The organism is Novosphingobium rhizovicinum, from assembly GCF_040813635.1.
Lineage (GTDB): Bacteria > Pseudomonadota > Alphaproteobacteria > Sphingomonadales > Sphingomonadaceae > Novosphingobium > Novosphingobium rhizovicinum.
Genome location: NZ_JBFNXR010000016.1, coordinates 1 through 20,747 on the forward strand (window position 1 = coordinate 1; position 20,747 = coordinate 20,747).

Genomic DNA, 20,747 nt, shown 5'->3' on the forward strand with positions numbered 1-20,747 from the left:
CAACGCCCACAGGTGACGCGGGGTGGAGCAGCCCGGTAGCTCGTCAGGCTCATAACCTGAAGGTCGTAGGTTCAAATCCTACCCCCGCAACCACCGGTGTCATACAGCCCTCAGCCACGAGGCGGGGGCTGTTGTCGTTTCTAGACCCCGGATTCGCTCGAGCTCCCGCAGCCGCAGCGAAATCCAGCATGCGGAAGAGATCCCCATGCGGTTCCATGGCGATCGGCCCCTAGCGCTGCTCGGAGGGACGGATCACGACCTTGTCGATAAGCGCACGGATTGTATCGCGAGCATAGGTCGCTTCCTCGCCCGTGAGATGCTCCTCGAGGTCGGCGACCGCCTGCTTGTAGATCGCAGCGTTGTTGGCCGGCAGGCGAACGACGTTCGCCGCTGGGGCCGAGGCTACTGCTGCGGCCAATGAAGCTGGGCACCGCTCGAGCGGTCCTGTACCGACGAGACCGTGATCCCAAGTCTCCCCGCCTCGTCGCGACCATCGAAACCTAGCGGAAGATCAGGAACAGCGCGCCACCGGGCTTCAGTGTGCGCAGGCAGCGACCGGATTGCGTGCCTCCAACAGCGTCCACCACAACAAGATCGACGTCGCGCACGATCTCGTGCGCCGCGACCCGGGTGTAGTCGATAAATTCATCGGCCCCCAGATCACGCAGCATTGCCTCGTTCTTGCCGACGCGACCGCGATGACGCGGGCGCCCCGCCATTTGGCGAGCTGGACTGTGAAATGGCCGACCCCGCCGCCGGCTCCGTTGACGAGAACCGTCTTTCCGTCGAGCGGCACCGGCACATGGCGATACGGCTGAACCGGGTTTGGCTCGTCATAACCCACATCGATCAGAAACTGCCACGCCGTTAGGAGCGACATGGGTGCGGCTGCCGCATGGATATGATCGATGCCGACGGGCTTCCGCTAAGTGGGTCGTCTAATAGTCCTTTTGTCGAGCCAGCCATTCATTCGTTCATAACTGATACCATGCGTATGCCGAGTACAGGGTCGTCTACGCGTTCGATGCAAAGTTGATCGCCGCAGGATGGGGCTTCAGCATCGTGTGCACGATTACCGCCAATTTGCGCGCGAGGGTGACTGCGGCTCGCTTGAAGCCAAGCCGCTCCTTCAGCGCCAGAGCCCAGGCGCGCAACGTGTTCGTCTCTATCGACCTGTTCAAGATGACCGAGGCCGCGTCGTACAGTAGGGTGCGTAACTTAGCGTGTCCGCAGCGCGAGATGTGCCCTTCATAAGCCACCTCCCCCCAATTGATATCGCTTCGGGGTCCGCCCGATCCAAGGGCCCACAGCGCGCGAGTTCTTGAAGTTGATCGAGTCCTCGACTGCTGCTGCAAAGTTGTAGCGGTGACCGTGCCCACACGAGGCACCGAGGTGAGCAGCCGGCAGCGTTGATCCGCGCCAGCCATCGCGATCAGCGGCTTGGCCAACTCTGCCACGCGAAGCCGAATGTCGCCCCAGGCCTGAAGCAACGGTAGAATCGTTCGCATCGGTCTTGTTTGCAGCTATGTCGAGAGCCGCCTTGGCATGGCGGGCGTCTATGCAGATCGCTGGCAAACCCTCCGCAGTCAGCGCATGAAAAAACTACACCGAAAGAGGCCTATCTCAACAACCACGCGCTTACATTCGGGGCGCGTTTGCGGATCACTTCTGTAAGCAGTTTTGGATCGGACGGACACTTGCCGCGCCAAACGCGCTTGCCATCCTGACAATCCGAAATCGAAGTGTCTTTCAGAGAAACATCGAATCATGCTGGGCTCGGTCCAAAGTCGTGAGCCCGTTCTTCATCTTATCGGGGGGGCAACCAACCTTCGAGCAATCCCGTGCATCTGGCCGGTGGCCGGCGCTCCCGCGATTACGTCATGTTCGTGCAGTGGGACATTTCGGTCTTTCCAACCACAACCAGGGAACGTCCGCTCCTGCCGAAAAGGGCCATTGTGGATGAGGCCGATGCACGCTCATGTATGGGGAAGACTTGGTGGAAAGCAGTCGTTCCGCGTTCGAGACTTTCGAGAGTGTACGATTGCGCGCGCGCGATGTACCAAAGCAACAGCTCGCGTTCAATGACTAGGTCGAGAGTGGTCATGTTTAAACCCTTCGATTGATTAAAAGCCGTGTTAGGATCAGCGCTGGCGTCATCAACTCGCGCTTAGTGTTTTGGGGAGAATGCAATGCTGTCGATCATCATGCTGGTTCTCGCCGCGCCCGTGTCGTCAGAGGCTGCGGCAGAACTCCCTCATGACATCGTCGTCGAAGCACAACGGATCGATGCCACGCTGAGCGGTTGCCTTACGCGCGGTTGCCCTACCGCAGAGGACATTCGTCTCTCGATAGCGCTTGCTGAAGCGCATTTCGCGAACGGCGCCTACAGAGATGCACACGACGTGCTTCGTGCTGCGATCGGACGAAATCGGCTTGCTGCAAAATCTTATCCCCGGATGGTCGCCGCACTTTATGAGGCGAGCGGGACAGTCAGTCTCCATCGCGGGGACATGGACGCGCATCGTACGGCGCACATAGGCCGATCCAGGACGCTTCGGGAGGGCCTGCCACCTGATGACCCCCAGGTGCTGCTCCTGGCCATCGAACAAGGCGACTTCTACGCAAAACAAGGCAACTGGCGCGAGGCGGATCGGCGGTATGCTGCCGCCGAACATCGCTATGTGGCGGCACAGGAGCCGCGGTTGGCCGCGCTAGTGGCATTGCGGCGGGCGTACCTGGCGTTCGCCCGCGAGGATCTCCCGCTCAGCGAGAGCCGGCTGCGTACAGTGGCGGCGATGCCTGCGGCGAACGATCCCGCCGTCGCGCAGTTACGGGCAGTGCTGGGCGCGCGCATTGCCTCCGCGCGTGGGGAGCAGGGCGGCATCGACACCTTGCTAGAGACGCTGCGGACGGACCCGGCCGAAGTGCCTGTGCTGCTGCATGAGGCTCCAGTCGAGCCACGCGCTGAAAGGCGCGCAGCAGACATGAACCAAAACCCTTCCCAGCGGAGCGCTACGCAGCCGGAGTCGAGCGCCGTCGCACCGATTCAGTGGGCCGACATCGGCTACATGGTGGCACCTGACGGCACTGTGTCCCAGGTGGATGTGCTGCGAGGCAATCGCGACCTTCGTTGGACGGCACTGCAGGTGAAGCGTATCGCAAGCCGCCGCTATGCGCCGCTCCGGTTGGCTCCGGGTCAGCCGGGGCTCTACCGGGTCGAACGCGTCACTTGGCGCGCTCAGCATGTTGTGCCGATAGGTTCTTTCATTAAGCGAGCTGCAGGAGTGCATTCTGTGCAAGTGCTGGACATGACAAAAGTGGCAGCATCGGCGCCCGATTGAGCCCGCCCCGCGCAGCGCAGCGCTACAATCGCCGCAGCTAAAGCCGCAGACCGTGCTGCAACGCCAAGCCGCTCAGGATGCATCTGCAGCAAGGGCAGGTGGTCACGCCGGTTCTATGTTCCGGTCGAGGATACACGTAGCTCCGGCCCTCCCAAAGAGGATCGGGATTCAGGAATGGCCGCGCCGTGGGGTTGTTGTCTGTCGGCGTTCAGGAGAGATTACAGGACTAGCTAACGTAACAGCTATGTTCGCCTTCACCTGAGGAGTTCCCTTGAGATACGTTGCCATCCTAATCTTGGTCACCGCGTCGGTCGCATCTCAGCCGCCCCGATCTCCTCCCAAAGGATCAGCAGAGCAGCAAGCTAACTATGAGCGAGGGCAGGCAAGCCAAGCCGCCTTCGAGCACAAGGTTTTCGCCGAAGCTGGAATTGAGCGATTAACGCACGCTGCAGCAGAGAAGCGGAACGTGAAGCAGGCGCTGTTCCAAGATCCAGCATGATGGTGCCCGTACAGGCGTCGAAATAGAGCGAATGGCGAATGGGCCGATCGCTCTGCGGGTGGTTAGTCGTGGCGAAAGAGTTGCTCCAGCAGTCCTGCCAGCTTCTGCCTGGGTACGTCTCACCACTCTTCAAGGCTCGTTGTTCATGCGAAAGCCGTATGCGCCTTGGGAACCGCCCAAGGCTGATGCGCCGCCTCTCCCTCCACCGCCGATCTGCCACGGTTGGATCGTTCGCTTTGGCACAGTGGATGCCACCGGGATCCGTACTGCAAGCTGGGCTTAATGTGGCGGCAACGAGCTTGGGGCGGCCTACGCTACTGAGATTGCTAAGTTGGACGTTTCGACACGCCCGGCCTGCAAGTTCGAGGAGACCAATCCCTTCTGGTCCTTCCGAGCGTGCTCTTCTCCTCCACCCAAATCATAAGGGCAGGCACGGGACCAACCTGCCGATCGTAAGGCTACTTTTAGGCCAAAGGCGCTGCAACACCACCTTTCGCCTTGCAGCGCTAAGCTGCTTTCTTGGCGATGCCGCTCAGGCCCTTTGTGAGCTGGAAGAGGCCATTCAGGCGTGACTTGGGATCGCCCCAGACTCGGGTGAGTACCAGTTTGTTGTCGGGCCGCAGTTTGACTGAGCCTTGCAGCCGCTCGGCGTAGGCGATCAGGCCCTCCGGGTTTGGAAACGCGTCATTGTGGAAGCTAACCAACGCGCCCCGGGCACCGACGTCGATTTTCGCGATGTGAGCGTCGATTGCCTGGCGTTTGATCTCGATCAGCTTGACGAGGTTTGCCGTTGCTTCCGGTAATGGACCGAAGCGATCGATCATCTCTGCTGACATTGCCTCTACCTCGGCGGCGCTCTCCGCATCGTTCAAGCGGCGGTACAAGGCCATTCGAACTGCCAGGTCCGGAACATACTCCTCAGGGATCATGATTGGTGCGTCGACGGTGATCTGAGGGCTGAGGCCCGAGGTGCTGCGCTCCAGGCCGGCACCTCCGGCTTTGGCTGCCAGAATGGCATCCTCCAGCATCGACTGGTAAAGCTCAAATCCGACTTCCCGGATGTGTCCCGATTGCTCGTCGCCCAAGAGGTTTCCAGCGCCTCGGATATCGAGGTCGTGGCTGGCGAGTTGGAAGCCCGCCCCGAGGCTGTCGAGATCGCCGAGCACCTTGAGGCGCTTTTCCGCGACTTCCGAGAGAACGGTATTGGCCGGGGTCGTCAGATAGGCGTAGGCGCGTAGTTTGGAACGTCCAACGCGGCCGCGGAGCTGGTAAAGCTGGGCAAGCCCAAAGCGGTCCGCACGATGAATGATAATCGTGTTTGCGCGTGGAATGTCGAGGCCGCTTTCGACGATCGTAGTAGAGAGCAGCACCTCGTACTTGCCTTCGTAGAAGGCGCTCATCCGTTCTTCCACTTCACCGGCCGCCATCTGACCGTGGGCGGATATCGCCTTTACCTCGGGGACATGCTTGGCGAGCCACTCCTCAATCTCAGCCATGTCGGCAATGCGGGGTACGACGATGAAGCTCTGCCCCCCGCGATGATGCTCGCGCAGCAGAGCCTCGCGCATCACCATATCGTCCCACTCCATCACGTAAGTGCGAACGGCAAGTCGATCGACGGGCGGAGTCTGGATCGTGGAAAGCTCACGCAGGCCGGACATCGCCATCTGCAGGGTGCGCGGGATCGGCGTCGCCGTCAGCGTCAGGACGTGGACATTGCTGCGCAGCTGCTTGAGCTTCTCCTTGTGGTTCACGCCAAAGCGCTGCTCTTCGTCGACAATAACGAGCCCGAGGCGCTTGAATGTCACGTTTTTCGACAGGATTGCATGCGTCCCGACGACCACGTCGACAGTGCCGTTTGCAAGCCCTTCACGCGTGGCCTTGGCTTCCTTGTCGGACACGAGGCGCGAAAGCCTCCCGACTTGAAGGGGAAAACCTGCAAAACGGTCCGAAAAACCCGCATAGTGCTGACGGGCGAGGAGGGTGGTCGGTGCGACAACCACGACCTGATGGCCTGCCATGGCCGCTACGAACGCCGCTCGCAGAGCAACCTCCGTCTTGCCGAAACCGACGTCTCCGCAAACGAGACGGTCCATCGGCTTGCCGTCCGAGAGGTCGTGGAGCACATCCTCGATCGCGCGTTCTTGGTCGTCCGTCTCATCCCAGGGGAAGCGGTCGACGAACTGATTGTAGGACGAGCCTTCCGCTTCGAAGACCGGCGCCTGACGGAGGGCCCGCTCGGCCGCAACTTTCATCAGTTCGCCGGCAATCTCGCGAATGCGTTCCTTCAGGCGAGCGCGACGCTTCTGCCAGGCCTCACCACCCAGCTTATCGAGCGGTACCCCCTCGCTCTCCGAGCCATATCGAGAGAGGACGTCGAGGTTCTCGACGGGGATATAGAGTTTGTCGCCGCCGGCGTACTCCAGCATCACACAATCGTGCGGGCTGGCACCGACGGGAATGGATTGCAGCCCTTCGTACTTGCCGATCCCGTGGTCCATGTGGACAACGAGATCCCCAGGCGTCAGTGCTGCCAGTTCTGCCAGGAAGGCATCGGAATCCTTGCGTTTCTTCTTCCGGCGAACGAGCCGGTCGCCAAGAATATCCTGTTCGGTGACGATCTCCAGGTCATCATTGGCGAAGCCCGTTTCCAGCGGCAGCACCAAAGCGGCAGGCCGGCTCTTGCTTGCCTTGCCCAAGGCGTCCTGCCAACTCTCTGCCATGGCCGGCTCGGGCGCTTTTGCCTCGCCCAGAATGGATGCGATGCGGGCGCGACTGCCGGTCGTGTAAGCGGCCAGCAGTGCCTTCTTCCCCGACTTCGTAATGGCGTGAAGGTGTCGGGCGGCAGCATCGTATGCGTTATCGCCGCGGGCGCGCTCGGGCGTGAAGTCCCGCGCATTGGTAAAGCCGAAATCGATAACCTTTTCGCTCTCAGGCTGGGCGAAGGGGTCGGCGCGGTGAGCCGGCCACTGCGTGGTGCAGGTCTCCAGCTCCTGCGCCGTCAGATACAGCGCCTCAGCAGCAAGGGGCCGATAACTGCCGGCCTTTTGCCCGGAGGTCTCCAGCCGCGACCTGTGGTAGTCATCAATGTCTTTCAGCCGCTCATCAACGGCGCCTTGCGCGGCACTGTCAAAGACGATGAGATCATCCTTGGACAAATGATCGAAGAGCGTGACAAGCCGCTCTTCAAACAGGGGCAGCCAGTGCTCCATCCCCGCCATGCGCCGCTCATCGCTTACGGCCTGATACAAGGGGTCGGCAGTGGCGTTCGCGCCAAACTGCTCGCGATAGCGGGCGCGGAAACGCTTAACCGTCTCCTCGTCCATGAGTGCTTCGCTGGCGGGCAGCAGGAGATGTTCGGCAACGGGACCTGTCGACCGCTGTGTCGAAGTGTCGAACAGGCGTAGCGTCTCCAACTCATCACCGAAGAAGTCGAGCCGCAGGCCCTGCTCCAGCCCCGAAGGTACGATGTCGAAGATGGAGCCTCGCACGGCAAACTCGCCGGCGTCGATGGCCGTGTCACTGCGTTGGTAGCCCTGCCGACGCAGGAGCCCGATGAGACTTTCATGGCCGATCTCCATGCCCGGCCTGAGCAGACGCACGGATTCCCGGATGCGAAACGGTGTGAGCACCCGTTGGAGGAGTGCGTTGACCGTTGTGACGAGGAGCTGTGGCCCCTCGCGTCGGGTCTGCAGGCGATGCAAGGCAGAGAGCCGGCGCGCGCTCACCGACAGGGCGGGGCTGGCGCGATCGTAGGGCAGGCAATCCCAGGCGGGGAACTCCACGATGTCGAGTTCAGGCGCGAAATACGAAGCAGCCTCGGCCACAGCGCGCATCTCACCCTCAGCCGTGGTGACGAAGACGGCACGACCGCCCTTTCCGCTCGTTGCAGCCGCCCGGGCGAGATCCGCCATGACGAGAGGCTGCGCTCCGCGGACGACGGAGGCAAGGATCAGCGGGGTTTTGGCGGAGAGTATCCGTTTAAAATCGGGCATGTGCGGGTGGAAGTCGCAAGAATAGAGGAGAGTTCCTGCCGCCGATAGGTCTACCGGCCATGTTCCACAAGCTCTCTCGGGGTTGCGGCTCGAAAGTCGGAGCCCGCCGACCGCGACAGCTGCCAAGCAAACAGATCAGCGAGGTATGTCCACGTAGTCCAGTTCCTGCATGCGGGTGAGCAGGGGGCCGGCAAAACGCTCAGGCACAGGCTGGGTCTTGAGTGCCCATGCCATGACGTCGACATCGTCTTCCTCGAGCAGATCCTCGAACCATTGGATTTCGTCGTCGGACCACTCGTGGTGAAAGCGATCGAAAAAGCACCCGATCATGTAGTCGGCTTCGCGCGTTCCACGATGCCATGCGCGAAAACGCATCCGTGCGAGGCGAGGTGTAAGCGCAGAGGAATGCTCTAGGGGGGTCTGCTCGGCCATGGCGGCGCCGGTAGGACACGGCGCCGCTTGAGGCAAGGTCTCACCCCTTGAGGGCACTGACGATCTCCGCCGTCGGCCGACCCGCCATCGTCTTCGCAAGTTCCTTCAGCAACACGCCTTCGAGCTGCTTGTGATAGCGTTTGCGCATCTCGCCGAGAGAGCGCGGGTCTGCGATGATGACTAGCTTCTCGATCTTGTGCTGTAGCACTTGATGGTTCAGCCAGTCCGCAGCCGCGATGGCGTGTGCGCTCTCGTCGAAGCTGTCGTTGCTGCCATCGCCTGTCCGGGAGGTATGAGGCAGGTTCACATCGTTCCGGCGCATGCCCGCGCTGAAGTTCGTCACCTCCAGTTCTGGAACTGGCAGCGGGTCAAGCTGCGGCTCAGCCTCAGTGCCGCTGTTGCGGTAAAGCTCAAAATTCCGACCGTCGACGAGTGCGAAAACGGTTCCGTGAGGCAATAGCATGACATCTCCTGCGTTTCTTGAAAGCAGGGTTGAAACGAGCGCCCCCGCAAGCACGTTCCGAGCGACTGGCGAAATGCTCCAGACACGGGCTAGAAGGCGCCGCATGCGACCAGAAGCGCTCAACCCCTTGTTCATCGAAGCCGAAGCGCTTGAAGGCGTCGGTCCTAAACTCCGGCGGCCGCTGGAGAAGCTCGGCCTGAAGCGAGTGAGGGACATTGCCTATCACCTCCCGGAGCGTTTTGTAGAACGTCGCGCGGTGGCTGATCTGGACGCGGCTCAGGTGGGGGAGAACGTGATCGTCGAGCTCACCGTTCGTGAGCACAGGTCCTCCCCCGGTCGTGGACCCTTCCGCGTGCTTGCCGAGGATGGGAAGGGGAATGTCTGCACGATCACCTATTTCGGGCGCGCGGCCTATTCGGGCAAGAAGGCCCTGCCGGTGGGGGCGCAGCGCTGGGTAGCAGGACGGCTCGATCAGTACGGCCAGATGCTCCAGATCGTCCATCCTGACCACGTGGCGGAGAGCGCGTCAGCCCTGGCAGGCCAAGTACGCGAGCCGGTCTACGGTCTGTCAGAGGGGCTGACACAGGGACGCATAGCGAACCTTGCCTTACAGGCGCTCAAGCGGGCACCACAGCTCCCGGAGTGGTGCGAGCCCGGCCTGATCGAACGCATGAGTTGGCCCGCCTGGCACGGTGCACTCGCCACGGCTCACCGGCGTAACGATGCCGCCGCAAGGGATCGCCTCGCCTACGATGAGCTCCTTGCGAACGCGCTCGCCCTGATGCTGGTCAGAGCGAGCAATCGTTCGCAGAGAGGATTGCCGCTGGTTGGCGATGGGCGGTTGCGCGCTCAACTGAGCCTGCCGTTCGCCTTAACCGGGGCGCAGCGCCGCTCGATCGGGGAAATCGAGGGCGATCTCGCGCAGCAAGCACCGATGCTGCGGCTGCTGCAGGGCGATGTCGGATCAGGCAAAACGGTGGTTGCGCTCTCCGCCATGCTGATCGCCGTGGAAGCAGGCGCACAGGCGGCCATGCTGGCGCCGACCGAGATCCTGGCGCGTCAGCATCACGAGACGCTCATGCGCATGGTGCAGGGGACGGGGGTGGAGATCGCGCTGCTCACCGGGAGAGACAAGGGGAAGGCGCGAGAATCGATACTGATGGGCTTGCTGGGCGGGTCCATCGATATTCTTGTGGGCACGCACGCCATCTTCCAGGAATCCGTCACTTACAAGAACCTGGCGCTTGCCGTGATCGACGAACAGCATCGCTTCGGCGTAAGTCAGCGGCTCCTGCTGGCCAAGAAGGGGCGCCGTACACCGCACTTCCTGGCGATGACGGCCACCCCGATCCCGCGCACGCTGACACTTGCGCAGTACGGAGAGATGGACGTCTCACGGCTGGATGAACTGCCCCCCGGCCGCCAGGCGATCGACACACGGGTCGTCTCGATCGAGCGCATGGAGGACGTGGTCGGTGCGCTTTCCAGGCACTTGGAGGGTGGGGGACAGGCATACTGGGTGTGTCCGATGGTCCGGGAGGGTGATGGGGAACAGGTGGGGGACGACCTCGCCGCAGCAGAAGCACGGTTTGCCAGCCTGAAAGCCAGGTTCGGAGAGGACGTGGTGCTTGTTCACGGCCAGCTGCGGCCTGAAGAGAAGGATGCGGCCATGGAACGCTTCTCTTCCGGCGAGGCAAAGCTGCTGGTGGCGACGACGGTCATAGAGGTCGGCGTTGACGTGCCGAACGCGACGCTGATGGTTATCGAGCAGGCAGAGCGTTTTGGATTGGCTCAGCTTCACCAGCTGCGGGGCCGGGTAGGGCGCGGCCAGGCCAAGTCGATCTGCTTGCTGTTGCGAGGTGCGGAACTGTCAGAGACCGGCCGACGAAGGCTGGCCTTGATGCGTGAGACGCAGGACGGATTCAGGCTAGCAGAAGAAGACCTGGAACTGCGCGGCGGAGGTGAACTGCTGGGCACTCGCCAGTCCGGCGACACACCATTCCGGATCGCGTCGCTGGAGCAGATCCAGCGCTTGCTGCCGATCGCGCACGACGATGCCCGATTGCTGATCGAACGCGACGGCGGCCTGTCTGGAGAACGGGGAGAGGCCGCTCGCTTGCTGCTTTATCTCTTCGAGCGGGACTGGGGCGTGCAGCTTCTGCGCGGAGGCTGATTGTCTGCTGCTCGCCGCGATCAGAAGCGAACTCGCGCTTCGACATAGCCGCGTCGTGGCACCGCTAGCTGGGCTACAGGCGCATAGATGTTCTGCCGGAATTCTATCTGTCGGCGCTTGAGCAGGTCGGCTCCCACGGCGGCGATTTCCAAGTTTGGCATCGGGCTCCAAGTCAGTCGCATGTCCAGCTTCGTATATGCCTCGCGGCCACCCGCGGGTGCTGCGCTGACGTGATGGGCGAAGCTGCTGAGTTGCAGATCGGGAGTGACTTCGAAGGTGTTTCGCAGCCTCACCTGATGCCGTGCGGAAAGGCCCGCGTCGATGAGCGGTGTAGCCAGCGCGGGCGGTATCGTCAGAGTTTGGTCGAGGTCCAGGAAGGAATAGGATGCCTCCAACTGCCACCACGGAGCAGGGCTGCCGCGGACCAGCAGCTCTACGCCTTTCCTCTCCGCCTGGGCGGCATTGCCAATCTCCACCGCGATACGCAGACCAATCGGCTGAACGGCGTTAGAGGAGTACAACGGGCCGGCTTCCACGACGTTGTTTGTCGCGAGATTGCGATAGCGGTTGTAGAAGGCGGCTATATCGAACGACCAGTCTGGCGCGAGCTTTCCTCGACCGCCTCTCTCTACTTTTGACAAAACAGCGCATGCACTTCTGTATCGATGTTGCTAGCGATCCTGAGGACAAGGCGGTCGAGCCTCAATGGCCTGCGGGGCATTGCAAATTCTGGCTCGACGTGCAGCGCCTGCTGAACTGACGGAGAGAGACATGACGCCTGCAGCCAAGGCTCAACCTGAAGGATGAGTGAAGCGGATAGCCTAGCACCACCAGCCCTTGACCATGCAGTTGGGGATGAAACCGGGATCGCCATGCCGGCTCACGAGGCGGCATTGCGAGAGGGGGGCGAAGCGTTCCTGACGCAAGCATTTCGCACCTTTGGCTCACTGCCTCCAGAGAACCGGGTGAGCCGGATCACGCGACTGGAGCCATGTCCTGGCGGCAGCACAGGGCACAAGCTGTTTCTTTCTGTCGAGTATGCCTCGGATGAGCCTGGTCTCGAGCGCGACTTGTTCGTCAAGTTCTCGCGCGACTTCGCCGATAGCCGGCGCGATCAAGGCCGCTACGAGATGGAAAGTGAGGCTCGTTTTGCGGCAGTCTCCCGGTCATCAGGGTTCCCCCTTCGCGTACCGACGGCTTATTTCGGAGACTTCCATAGCGAAAGCGGCACAGGTCTCCTGATCACCGAGCGTGTACGCTTCGGCCAGGACGGGATCGAGCCGCTTCACGGCAAGTGCCGGGACTTCGAGTTGGCAGACCCGCTGGCCTATTACCGAGCGCTGGTCACTGCATTGGCGCGATTGGCCGCAGCTCATAAGACGGGCGCGCTGACGGCCGATATCGAGCGGCGCTTCCCGCTCGACCTTGCCCGGGCCGGCGTCGATCCGATCGGTCGCGATGAGGCGGATGTACGCCGGCTGGTGGCACACTGCCGTGATTTCGCGGGCCAATACCCACGGCTACTGCCCGCCAATCTGCGCGAACCCGATGTCTACGATGGCGTCCTGCGCCAAGCGATCTTCATCCGCGATCACGAAGATCTGATCCGGAACGATCTGCTGAGCAATCCGGACCTCGTCGCATTGTGCCACTGGAATGCGCACATCGATAATGCCTGGTTCTGGAGGGACGCAGACCGTGAGCTCAGGTGTGGATTGATGGACTGGGGCAGGGTGTCCCAGATTACATTCGGAGCGGCTCTTTGGGGCTGCCTGAGCGCTGCACATCATGATGTCGTCGATCATGAACTGGATACGCTTATAGCATTATTCGTGCGGGAGTATCACGCCGCCGGCGGTCCCCGGCTCGACGTCGATCTCCTGAAGCGGCACTTCCTCCTTCATGTGGGTATCATGGGCCTAGCGCGAGTTCTTGCCATGCCGAAGGTCGTGCTTCTCCTGGTGCGCAACCCCGAGCAGATGACCGGTCCGCTCGATCCCCGCGTGCTTGCAAGCGGATCCGGCTATAACTGCCTGCACATATACACCAACCTATTGAAGTTGTGGTCTCGGGCGGACTTCGGCGGCAGTCTGGAGACGTTGACCCGGTGGTAAAGGTGGCTGAGGCGCGGCCGCTTGGCGGGACTGCTGCCGGACCGCGCCTCAGCCCGAAATCAGGGTAGCATCGATCCCGTTTCGACGAACCGCTGGTGCCAGGAGAGCGCCTCTTTAAGGAGTGTTGGCGACTGCTGTCCGTACGACCCTTCACGCGCCCGTGCGAAGTAATCGGCCAAGCCGGGGCGATAGTCCGGGTGAGCACAATTCTCGATGATGACGGCAGCGCGCTGCTTGGGGCTCAGGCCACGAAGATCCGCTAGTCCCTGCTCGGTAACGATGACCTGAACGTCTTGCGAGATATGATCGACGTGGCTGGCTTGTGGGACGATTGCCGAGATGCGCCCGCCTTTTGCTGTCGAGGGCGTGACGAAGATCGAGATGTAGGCATTACGCGCGAAATCCCCCGATCCCCCGATCCCGTTCTGTATGCGTGAGCCCATCAGGTGCGTGGAGTTTACGGCGCCGTAAATGTCAGCCTCGATCAGACCGTTCATTGCAATGCAGCCCAATCGCCGGATTATCTCGGGATGATTGCTGATCTCCTGTGGGCGCAGGATCATACGATCACGATACCGGTTCATGTCTGCATTCAACCGGGCGGCAGCTTCCGGGCTGAGAGAGAATGCGGTCGCGGAAGCCATGCGCAGCTTGCCGGCATCCAGCAGGTCGATCATGCCGTCCTGGATCACTTCTGTGTATGCGGTCATGTCCTCGAACGGGCTGTCTACCAATCCCGTAAGCACTGCATTGGCGATGTTCCCGACGCCCGACTGGATAGGCAAAAGTGACGCAGGAAGGCGCCCCTTGGCAACCTCGTGCTTCAGGAACTCCAGCAAGTGCCCCGCGATTGCGTGCGCAGTCTCATCCGGAGGGGAAAAGGGCAGGTTCCGGTCGGGAGCTTCCGTCTCCACGATTCCCACAATCTTGGCAGGATCACAGCGGAACCAGGTTTCACCGATCCGCTGGTCGGCACGCGTCAACGGTATGGGAACGCGGTTCGGGGGGAGAGCCGTCCCGTAGTAGATATCGTGCATGCCCTCCAGCGCGGCATTCTGCCAGCTGTTGACCTCAAGGATCACGCGTTCCGCACGGTCCAGCCACGTCTTGTTGTTGCCGACAGACGAGGAGGGGATCAGCGATCCGTCTTCCCGAATGCCAGCCACCTCAACAACGGCAACGTCCAGCGGACCGAGAAAGCCTTGCCACGCCATCGGGGCGACCTGGCTCAGGTGCATATCAAAGTAGTCCATCTGTCCGGCGTTGATCTTTTCGCGGGCGATGGGGTCGGAGTTATAGGGGAGGCGGAACTCTATACCGTCCGCCTTCGCCAAGGCGCCATCGAGTTCCGGACCGGTAGAAGCGCCAGTCCAGATACGAACTTTCGAGGGTCGTCCGGCGGCGTGCTCTGCCTCAATCTGTCGCGCCAGAGCGAGTGGGACGGCTTTGGGGTATCCTGAACCGGTAAACCCGCTCATTCCGATGGTGGTGCCGGAGGCGATTTGGGCGGCGGCGTCTTCCGCGCTCATGATCTTGTTGCGCAGACTGGCGCAGGCAATGCGGCTCATCATGCTGCGTTACTTTCCTCGCACATCGAGCTGACGCCGAAGCAGGATCAATGACGGATCGCCTTCAACGGCTTCGCCGGTGAAACCCATCTCACGCTCTAATGATATGGCCGCGTGATTGTCGCGGCTTTCGATCGCTTCCAACACCTTGATTCCTTTGTTTTGTGCGAGCCCTGCGAGGTGATCGAGCAGAGTCCACCCGATCCCGCGCCCCTTGTGATCCGCTCGGATCGAGATCGCAACCTCCGCGCGCTCCAACTGACTGTCCGCTGCGAGCATCGCGGCTGCAATCACGAGGCCGGGTTGATCCGAACCCTCCACAAGGAAGCTCATGGTGGTCTGCTGATCGACGCGAAGCATGTCGCTCAGCCGGGCATGGCTTACTTCATCAACGGCCGTCAGGAAGCGGAAGCGCAGATCGTCAGGTGTCACATGGCGAAAAAACTCGGCTAGTGCGGGCTCATCGGCTTCGGTGACCGGGCGGACCTGGAAGCGAAAGCCTGTTCTGGTCGTAAGGTGCTGTGTCGAACCAGCAGCGATCTGCTCGGGCGCACTGGAGCTATCCAGGCGATTGTCAGTCGTCTTCATCGGCGTCTTCCTTCTTGCAGGAGCTCGGTGCCCGAGCGACGGGAGTACAGATACTTCGTGGTTATCTGCGACCGGATCGACCAGGGCTCGGCCGTAACTCGGCAGGACGGGCCGGGGCAGAGTTAAACCGTGCACGTCCCTCCACCTCAGCTCCGTGGAAGCCGGCGTTCTTCGACGACACGCGTCAGCACAAGGGCCGCTCCGGTCTTCAAAGGATGGGGCAGGGCAGGCGGCATCTGTCCCGCCGGTTCCTCAAGATGCTCAACCGTATCGGGAGCGAAGCGTGCTCATCGGCGTGGTGCCGGAAGTACATAGCATATTCCACGCGGACACGCGCCGCGGAACATCCCTCGCATGGACCGTCTGCACGAGGAGGGTGAATTTTCGCGATGTTATGAATTGGTCGGGACGAGAGGATTCGAACCTCCGACCCCCACACCCCCAGTGTGATGCGCTACCAGGCTGCGCTACGTCCCGACCGGAGGTGCGCCTATAAGCAGGACTGTTGCGGAGTGCAAGCGCAACCCGCACACCTTTGATCACTTGGCCTGCGCGGTGAGAGGGGCGCGTTGCCACGCCTTTGCTATACTGCTAACCGCGCGCGCTGATAGTGCCGTCCCTGGACCGCCCCTCGCGATCGCGCGAGGCGGTGCAAGGCATCATACAAAAGGCGTTTCGCTGTCCATGCACACTTCCGTTCTTTCTCTGCTCGCTGCTGCCGGTACTGCCGGTGAGCCGCCGATCTGGCTCAGCTACCTTCCTTTCGTCGCGATGGGCCTCATCTTCTGGTTCCTGATCCTGCGCCCGCAGATGAAGCAGCAGAAGGAGCATCGCGCCAAGCTCTCCGCTATCAAGAAGGGTGACGAAGTTCTCACCGGCGGGGGACTGGTGGGTAAGGTCGTGCGTGTTGACGATCACTATGCGGAGATCGAGATTGCGCAGGGTGTAAGGGTGAAGGCCGTGAAGACCACGATTGCGGATGTGAACCCGCCAGTCGCCGCCAAGCCCGCCAACGACTGATCGGCGGAAAGGCGCTTTCAGCAATGCTCGATTTTCCCAACTGGAAGAAGGTCTGGTACTGGGCGATAACGCTCGTCGCAGTCGCTGCGGCATTGCCTTCGCTAGTCTCGATCGCGGGGCTCCCCTGGCCATCTGCACTGCCGCGGCCAACGATCAATCTGGGCTTGGACCTGGCCGGCGGAAGCCACATTCTGCTTGAGGCGGACAGAGGCCAAGTTGTCCAGCAAAGACTGGAATCGATGGAAGAGCAGGTTCGCACCCGTCTGCGAGCAGCTGAGCCGTCGATCGGAATCGGCGATATCTCCAGCCGCGACGGCCGCTTGTCGTTCATGCTCAAGGACCCTGCGCAGGTTGATGCTGCGCGCGAGGCCATCATGCCGCTCACCTATGGTGCGGGGCTGACCGGCGCACGCGATTGGGACATAGAGGTGATTGACGGCAGTCGCTTCGTGATTTCGCCCACCCCAGAAGGGGTCGAGCAGTCGGTCACCAACGCGATGGATACCGCGGTGGAAGTGGTGCGCAAGCGCATCGACGCACTCGGCACGCGCGAACCCACAATCCTTCGGCAGGGCGACGAGCGGATCGTGGTCCAAGTGCCTGGGCTCCAGGATCCAGCGGCGCTCAAGAATCTGCTGGGGCAGACCGCAAAGCTCGAATTCAAGCTTGTCGACGTAAATGCCTCGCCCGAGGACATCGCCCGTGGCATCGCGCCGCCGGGATCGCAGATCCTGCCGTTCGCCGAAGGGCAGCAGCAGGGGGGGCAAACCGCACTCGCAGTTAAGCGCCTGGGCGGTATCAAGGGCGATCAGCTGACGGATGCCAAGCAGGCATTCGATCCCCAGAACAATCAGCCGGTTGTCTCGATCACCTTCAACACCGCCGGGGGCGCTCGCTTTGCCAAGCTGACGAGTGAAAACGTCAATCGCCCCTTTGCGATCATCCTCGACGACAAGATCCTGTCGGCGCCGAATATCAATGAGCCGATCCTGGGGGGAAGCGCGCAGATTTCAGGCAGCTTCTCGGTCCAGGAGGCGACGCAGCTCGCGATTGCCCTTCGATCCGGCGCGTTGCCCGTGGACCTCGCAGTTATCGAGGAGCGCACCGTCGGCCCGGACCTTGGGGCCGACTCCATCCAGAAGGGCTTGATCGCGATGGCGGTTGGATCCCTGGGCGTCGTGCTGCTGATGGTCCTGGTCTACGGTCGTTTCGGCGTTTACGCGACGATCGCCTTGATCATCAACGTGCTGATGATCCTCGGGATCATGGCTGTGATGAACACAACCCTGACGTTGCCCGGCATTGCCGGTTTCGTGCTGACGATCGGTGCGGCCGTGGACGCCAACGTGCTCATCTACGAGCGCATGCGGGAAGAGAGAAAGAAGGGGCGCCGCGTGGTGGCAGCGGTTGAAAACGCCTACAAGGAAGCAAGCCGCGCCATTTATGACGCCAACATCACCAATGCGATCGCTGGCGTACTGCTCTTTATCTTCGGATCTGGGCCCGTGCGCGGTTTCGCCGTGGTGCTCATCGTGGGTCTGTTCACGAGTGTGTTTACCGGCGTGACGTTGACTCGCATGTGGGTCGCCGATTGGCTGCGCAAGGCGCGCCCGACAGATCTGAACGTCTGAGAGGAACGAAGACATGAAATTGCTCAAACTCGTTCCCGAGGACACAAATATCCACTTCCTGAAGTGGGGCACGCCTTTCTACGTGGTCAGCGCATTGCTGATCATCGCCAGTTGGGCGCTCGTCTTCACGAAAGGTCTGAATTACGGCGTCGACTTTGCCGGGGGGCAGGAAATCTCTGCCACCTTCACCCGCCAAAGCGAGGCTCCGATCGGAGAACTGCGGGAGCTGGTCGGCAATCTGGGCTACGGGGACCCTGTGATCCAGCGGTTCGGCGCGGCCAATGAGGTCTCTATCCGGACCAAGTTGCCCGAGAGTGCAGAAGGCAACCCCGCAGTGGCTGAGCAGATCAGCAACCGGATCGTCAGCGTTGTTCGGAAAGCCTACCCGGATGTGAGGATCGATAGCATCGACACCGTTTCCGGCAAAGTCTCGAGCGAGTTCCGCGACAAGTCAGTCTACGCTTTGCTGGCAGCGATGCTCGCGATTGCACTGTACATCTGGATCCGCTTCGAATGGCAATTCGGTGTCGGTGCGCTTCTGGCGCTGCTGCATGACGTTTCGCTGACGCTCGGCATGTTTGCGCTATTCCAGCTTGAGTTCAGTCTGCAGATTATCGCCGCTCTGCTCGCGCTCATCGGATATTCGCTGAACGATACGATCGTCATCTATGACCGCATCCGCGAGAACCTGAAGAAGTATCGCAAGATGCCGATCAGGGAGCTCCTTGATCTGTCCGTGAACGAGACTCTTGCCCGTACGGTCATGACTTCGGCCACGCTGCTGATTGCGCTTGTGCCGCTGCTCCTGTTCGGCCCTGAGAGCCTCTTCGGCATGACGGCTGCGATCACGCTGGGCATATTCGTGGGCACTTATAGCTCGGTCTATATGGCAGCGCCGATCCTCATCTGGCTCGGCACCAGTTCGGACAGTTTCGTTACCAAAGAGAGCCCAACGGACCGGCAGGAACGTCTGGCGCGCGAACGAGGCGCCTGAGAGTAGCCTTCAGGCGGTGGAGACATCCACCGCCTGAGCCACTGGCCGGCCTGCAAGAACATCGTGCCAAAAATGCACGATGTTCTCAGCACTGGCGTCCCAGCTAAAGTGCTTCGCATTTGCTGCGACGGCCGCCTGCGACGGCGGATTGGCAAGAATTTCGGTGACAGCAGCCGCGATGGCATCGGGGTTGCGATCGGCGATGCGCCCAGCGGAAGGATCTCTGACGATCTCGCGAGCGCCACCAATATCGGGAACTACGATCGGTGTCCCGCAGGCCAGTGCCTCCACCCAGACGTTTGCCAGTCCCTCGCTCGACGATGGCAGCACGAGGGCATCCGCTGCACAAAGAAGCGCGGGCAAGGCGTCGTGGTTGACCTGACCAAGAAAGTGGACACGCTCGGCCACACCCAGCTTTCGCGCATAGGCGCGCAATGCCGCTTCGTCCTCCCCCACTCCGGCGAGCGCCAGCCGTGCCTCAGGAATGCGCACGAGGGTTTCGATGGCGATGCGCTGTCCTTTGCGGGCGATGAGCGCGCCTGGTGTGACAAGCAACGGACCTTGGTTCCAGATCCCCAGTCCCGGGATGGCCGAAACCAGCGCCCGTGCCGCGCCACGATCAATGGGATGGAAGCGTTCGCGATCAAGCCCAGTGTAATGGATGGCTATCCGATCTGTCGGCATCCCAAGAGCGATCATATCGGCTCGTAGCGCCTCGCTGACCGCCAGCATCCCTGATGCTTGGCTCGCAGCCCGCAGCATCTGCTTCAGCGCTGCCGGCCGACAACCCCAGTAGTGGATGTCCGCGCCACGAGCCTTGATCGTGAGAGGTAACCCCAGTTCACGCGCAACGATTGCCGCTGCGGGCCCGTCAGGGAAGAAGAACTGCGCGTCGACGAGATCGAAGGGAGCCTGCGCGTGGAGGCGGCGTGCGAGCGGCAGGATTGCCTTTGCGATCCGGTAGGGATTGCTGTCCCCACCGATCTTCGGGATGAGAGGGAAACGCGGATAATGGACGTGCTGCCCCATCCCCATCCCATCGCTCGCGGCAGGAACGTCGCGAAGTTTCTTGTATGGCGCGGCAGCGCTCAATGGCCAAGGCGGCACACCGAGCGGGCTGACCATCACCAGGTCTACATCCCCGCGCGCTGCCACCGCTCGCATCTGATTCCCGACGAAGATCCCAAACCCGGGGCGGACAGGGTTGGGAAACAACGTGGCGATTGAGAGAATTCGCACTCGCTCAGAGCTTTCGTACCAACATTTCCGCCACCGCGTACCAAGCCGGGGCTTCGACGATGACCTGCTCCTCGCCAGTGCCGTGAGGGAGAAGGGTGAGACTGTCCGCGGTTTGATTGGCAAGCCGCCCGAAGGCGAAGCGACCACCCGGAAGAGGGGCCAGCACATCGCGATTGAGCGCCCGCGAGTTCTCATTCGGAGAGATTTCACGCAGCCAGACCTGGTCACCGGGGCGGTAATCGCCGCAGCCTGCTTCGATTAAAAGCACCCTCAGCGCTCCGTCGCCGGCAAGTGCCGTCGGCAGCAGTGCGTCGGTTGGGGCATGAGGAGCCTCGACACCCTTTCGGGTCAAGATTGCCGTGAGCTGCGGCTCGCTGGAGCTTTCGCTGCGCAACAGTACCTCAGGTTCCACCTCCAGAGCTGCAGCTATGCGGTTCATCCAGATCAGCGAGAGGTTCCGCATGCCCGTTTCGAGCCGCCCGATTGTCTGTGCCGTGGTGGCTGGCTCGCAAGCAGCCGCTACTTGCGCAAGTGTCATCCCCTTCTGAAGCCGGATGTCTCGTATACGGTTGATCATCTCACCTAATCTCGCGGCTAACCATTTTGGTTTTTCTGCTTTCCTACATCCACCAGGCTTTGGCAAGGTGTGGGTTCTGGCTGGCAGCGTGGAGCGCAAGCCTGGCTGCTGTG

The 20,747-nt window shown here is 61.5% G+C and carries 18 protein-coding genes, 2 tRNA genes and 1 pseudogene; 8 read left to right on the top strand and 13 right to left on the bottom strand.

Annotated elements, in window-relative coordinates; genetic code table 11:
* Nucleotides 1–16: 16 nt before the first annotated feature.
* Nucleotides 17–93, top strand: a tRNA-Met gene (locus ABUH87_RS01255).
* Nucleotides 94–229: 136 nt separating this feature from the next.
* On the opposite strand, the gene ABUH87_RS01260 is transcribed toward ABUH87_RS01255, so the two are convergent.
* Both ABUH87_RS01260 and ABUH87_RS01265 read right to left on the bottom strand, forming a co-directional pair.
* Nucleotides 230–418 carry a hypothetical protein gene (locus ABUH87_RS01260; RefSeq protein ID WP_367768166.1) on the bottom strand — a complete coding sequence of 63 codons (189 nt, stop codon included), beginning with the start codon at nucleotides 416–418 and terminating at the stop codon, nucleotides 230–232.
* Between the two features lie 82 nt (nucleotides 419–500).
* A complete protein-coding gene (locus tag ABUH87_RS01265; RefSeq protein WP_367768169.1) occupies nucleotides 501–719 on the bottom strand; it encodes a zinc-binding dehydrogenase in 219 nt (72 codons plus the stop codon).
* Nucleotides 720–739: 20 nt separating this feature from the next.
* On the opposite strand from ABUH87_RS01265, the gene ABUH87_RS01270 reads away from it, so the two are divergent.
* Nucleotides 740–871, top strand: coding sequence for a hypothetical protein (locus ABUH87_RS01270; RefSeq protein WP_367768172.1), 132 nt, complete (start codon nucleotides 740–742; stop codon nucleotides 869–871).
* Nucleotides 872–1,013: 142 nt separating this feature from the next.
* On the opposite strand, the gene ABUH87_RS01275 is transcribed toward ABUH87_RS01270, so the two are convergent.
* Both ABUH87_RS01275 and ABUH87_RS01280 read right to left on the bottom strand, forming a co-directional pair.
* Nucleotides 1,014–1,181 (bottom strand): hypothetical protein, encoded by a 168-nt coding sequence (locus tag ABUH87_RS01275; RefSeq protein ID WP_367768304.1) that lies wholly within the window; start codon nucleotides 1,179–1,181, stop codon nucleotides 1,014–1,016.
* A 54-nt stretch (nucleotides 1,182–1,235) separates the two neighbouring features.
* Nucleotides 1,236–1,508 (bottom strand): annotated as a pseudogene (locus ABUH87_RS01280) (IS110 family transposase); the annotation flags it as partial.
* A 681-nt stretch (nucleotides 1,509–2,189) separates the two neighbouring features.
* Here ABUH87_RS01280 and ABUH87_RS01285 point away from each other — a divergent pair.
* A complete protein-coding gene (locus tag ABUH87_RS01285; RefSeq protein WP_367768174.1) occupies nucleotides 2,190–3,341 on the top strand; it encodes a hypothetical protein in 1,152 nt (383 codons plus the stop codon).
* 1,005 nt (nucleotides 3,342–4,346) lie between these two features.
* Here the strand turns inward: ABUH87_RS01285 and mfd are convergent.
* The 3 genes from mfd to ABUH87_RS01300 form a co-directional block, all read right to left on the bottom strand.
* The gene (gene mfd / locus ABUH87_RS01290) at nucleotides 4,347–7,835 is read right to left on the bottom strand and encodes a transcription-repair coupling factor (protein ID WP_367768177.1); all 3,489 of its coding nucleotides are present in this window, start codon (nucleotides 7,833–7,835) and stop codon (nucleotides 4,347–4,349) included.
* A gap of 135 nt (nucleotides 7,836–7,970) precedes the next feature.
* Nucleotides 7,971–8,267, bottom strand: a complete 297-nt coding sequence (locus ABUH87_RS01295; RefSeq protein WP_367768180.1) for an FAD assembly factor SdhE — start codon at nucleotides 8,265–8,267, stop codon at nucleotides 7,971–7,973.
* A 40-nt stretch (nucleotides 8,268–8,307) separates the two neighbouring features.
* Complete coding sequence (locus tag ABUH87_RS01300) at nucleotides 8,308–8,730, bottom strand: baeRF12 domain-containing protein (protein WP_367768183.1); 423 nt, start codon at nucleotides 8,728–8,730, stop codon at nucleotides 8,308–8,310.
* A 103-nt stretch (nucleotides 8,731–8,833) separates the two neighbouring features.
* Here ABUH87_RS01300 and recG point away from each other — a divergent pair, with 103 nt between their 5' ends.
* Complete coding sequence (gene recG / locus ABUH87_RS01305) at nucleotides 8,834–10,903, top strand: ATP-dependent DNA helicase RecG (RefSeq protein ID WP_367768186.1); 2,070 nt, start codon at nucleotides 8,834–8,836, stop codon at nucleotides 10,901–10,903.
* A gap of 20 nt (nucleotides 10,904–10,923) precedes the next feature.
* Here the strand turns inward: recG and ABUH87_RS01310 are convergent, their stop codons facing one another.
* Nucleotides 10,924–11,544, bottom strand: a complete 621-nt coding sequence (locus tag ABUH87_RS01310) for a TonB-dependent receptor domain-containing protein (RefSeq protein ID WP_367768189.1) — start codon at nucleotides 11,542–11,544, stop codon at nucleotides 10,924–10,926.
* A gap of 162 nt (nucleotides 11,545–11,706) precedes the next feature.
* Here ABUH87_RS01310 and ABUH87_RS01315 point away from each other — a divergent pair, with 162 nt between their 5' ends.
* Entirely contained in the window at nucleotides 11,707–13,017 is a 1,311-nt protein-coding gene (locus ABUH87_RS01315; RefSeq protein ID WP_367768191.1) for a hypothetical protein, read from the top strand.
* A gap of 59 nt (nucleotides 13,018–13,076) precedes the next feature.
* Here ABUH87_RS01315 and ABUH87_RS01320 read toward each other — a convergent pair whose 3' ends face one another.
* The 3 genes from ABUH87_RS01320 to ABUH87_RS01330 form a co-directional block, all read right to left on the bottom strand.
* Nucleotides 13,077–14,588 (bottom strand): acetyl-CoA hydrolase/transferase family protein, encoded by a 1,512-nt coding sequence (locus tag ABUH87_RS01320; protein WP_367768194.1) that lies wholly within the window; start codon nucleotides 14,586–14,588, stop codon nucleotides 13,077–13,079.
* 6 nt (nucleotides 14,589–14,594) lie between these two features.
* Nucleotides 14,595–15,173: a GNAT family N-acetyltransferase gene (locus ABUH87_RS01325; protein WP_367768197.1), complete on the bottom strand. Its 579-nt coding sequence runs from the start codon at nucleotides 15,171–15,173 to the stop codon at nucleotides 14,595–14,597.
* A 400-nt stretch (nucleotides 15,174–15,573) separates the two neighbouring features.
* Nucleotides 15,574–15,650: transfer RNA gene (locus ABUH87_RS01330), tRNA-Pro, on the bottom strand.
* A 207-nt stretch (nucleotides 15,651–15,857) separates the two neighbouring features.
* Between ABUH87_RS01330 and yajC the strand changes: the two genes are divergently transcribed.
* The 3 genes from yajC to secF are packed head-to-tail and all read left to right on the top strand — an operon-like array spanning nucleotide 15,858 to nucleotide 18,818.
* Nucleotides 15,858–16,193, top strand: coding sequence for a preprotein translocase subunit YajC (yajC, locus tag ABUH87_RS01335; RefSeq protein ID WP_367768200.1), 336 nt, complete (start codon nucleotides 15,858–15,860; stop codon nucleotides 16,191–16,193).
* A gap of 23 nt (nucleotides 16,194–16,216) precedes the next feature.
* On the top strand, nucleotides 16,217–17,824 hold the full coding sequence (secD, locus tag ABUH87_RS01340; protein ID WP_367768203.1) for a protein translocase subunit SecD: 1,608 nt from the start codon (nucleotides 16,217–16,219) through the stop codon (nucleotides 17,822–17,824).
* 13 nt (nucleotides 17,825–17,837) lie between these two features.
* Entirely contained in the window at nucleotides 17,838–18,818 is a 981-nt protein-coding gene (secF, locus tag ABUH87_RS01345) for a protein translocase subunit SecF (RefSeq protein WP_367768207.1), read from the top strand.
* Nucleotides 18,819–18,827: 9 nt separating this feature from the next.
* Here the strand turns inward: secF and ABUH87_RS01350 are convergent, their stop codons facing one another.
* A complete protein-coding gene (locus tag ABUH87_RS01350) occupies nucleotides 18,828–20,057 on the bottom strand; it encodes a glycosyltransferase (protein WP_367768210.1) in 1,230 nt (409 codons plus the stop codon).
* A 4-nt stretch (nucleotides 20,058–20,061) separates the two neighbouring features.
* A complete protein-coding gene (locus ABUH87_RS01355; RefSeq protein WP_367768214.1) occupies nucleotides 20,062–20,634 on the bottom strand; it encodes a helix-turn-helix domain-containing protein in 573 nt (190 codons plus the stop codon).
* Nucleotides 20,635–20,747 lie beyond the last annotated feature (113 nt).

Coding starts and splice junctions, on each gene's coding strand:
- ABUH87_RS01265 (WP_367768169.1), bottom strand. CDS start 719: ATGGCGGGGCGCCCGCGTCATCGCGGTCGCGTCGGCAAGAACGAGGCA.
- ABUH87_RS01270 (WP_367768172.1), top strand. CDS start 740: ATGGCCGACCCCGCCGCCGGCTCCGTTGACGAGAACCGTCTTTCCGTC.
- ABUH87_RS01285 (WP_367768174.1), top strand. CDS start 2,190: ATGCTGTCGATCATCATGCTGGTTCTCGCCGCGCCCGTGTCGTCAGAG.
- mfd (WP_367768177.1), bottom strand. CDS start 7,835: ATGCCCGATTTTAAACGGATACTCTCCGCCAAAACCCCGCTGATCCTT.
- ABUH87_RS01295 (WP_367768180.1), bottom strand. CDS start 8,267: ATGGCCGAGCAGACCCCCCTAGAGCATTCCTCTGCGCTTACACCTCGC.
- ABUH87_RS01300 (WP_367768183.1), bottom strand. CDS start 8,730: ATGCTATTGCCTCACGGAACCGTTTTCGCACTCGTCGACGGTCGGAAT.
- recG (WP_367768186.1), top strand. CDS start 8,834: ATGCGACCAGAAGCGCTCAACCCCTTGTTCATCGAAGCCGAAGCGCTT.
- ABUH87_RS01315 (WP_367768191.1), top strand. CDS start 11,707: ATGAGTGAAGCGGATAGCCTAGCACCACCAGCCCTTGACCATGCAGTT.
- ABUH87_RS01320 (WP_367768194.1), bottom strand. CDS start 14,588: ATGATGAGCCGCATTGCCTGCGCCAGTCTGCGCAACAAGATCATGAGC.
- ABUH87_RS01325 (WP_367768197.1), bottom strand. CDS start 15,173: ATGAAGACGACTGACAATCGCCTGGATAGCTCCAGTGCGCCCGAGCAG.
- yajC (WP_367768200.1), top strand. CDS start 15,858: ATGCACACTTCCGTTCTTTCTCTGCTCGCTGCTGCCGGTACTGCCGGT.
- secD (WP_367768203.1), top strand. CDS start 16,217: ATGCTCGATTTTCCCAACTGGAAGAAGGTCTGGTACTGGGCGATAACG.
- secF (WP_367768207.1), top strand. CDS start 17,838: ATGAAATTGCTCAAACTCGTTCCCGAGGACACAAATATCCACTTCCTG.
- ABUH87_RS01355 (WP_367768214.1), bottom strand. CDS start 20,634: ATGATCAACCGTATACGAGACATCCGGCTTCAGAAGGGGATGACACTT.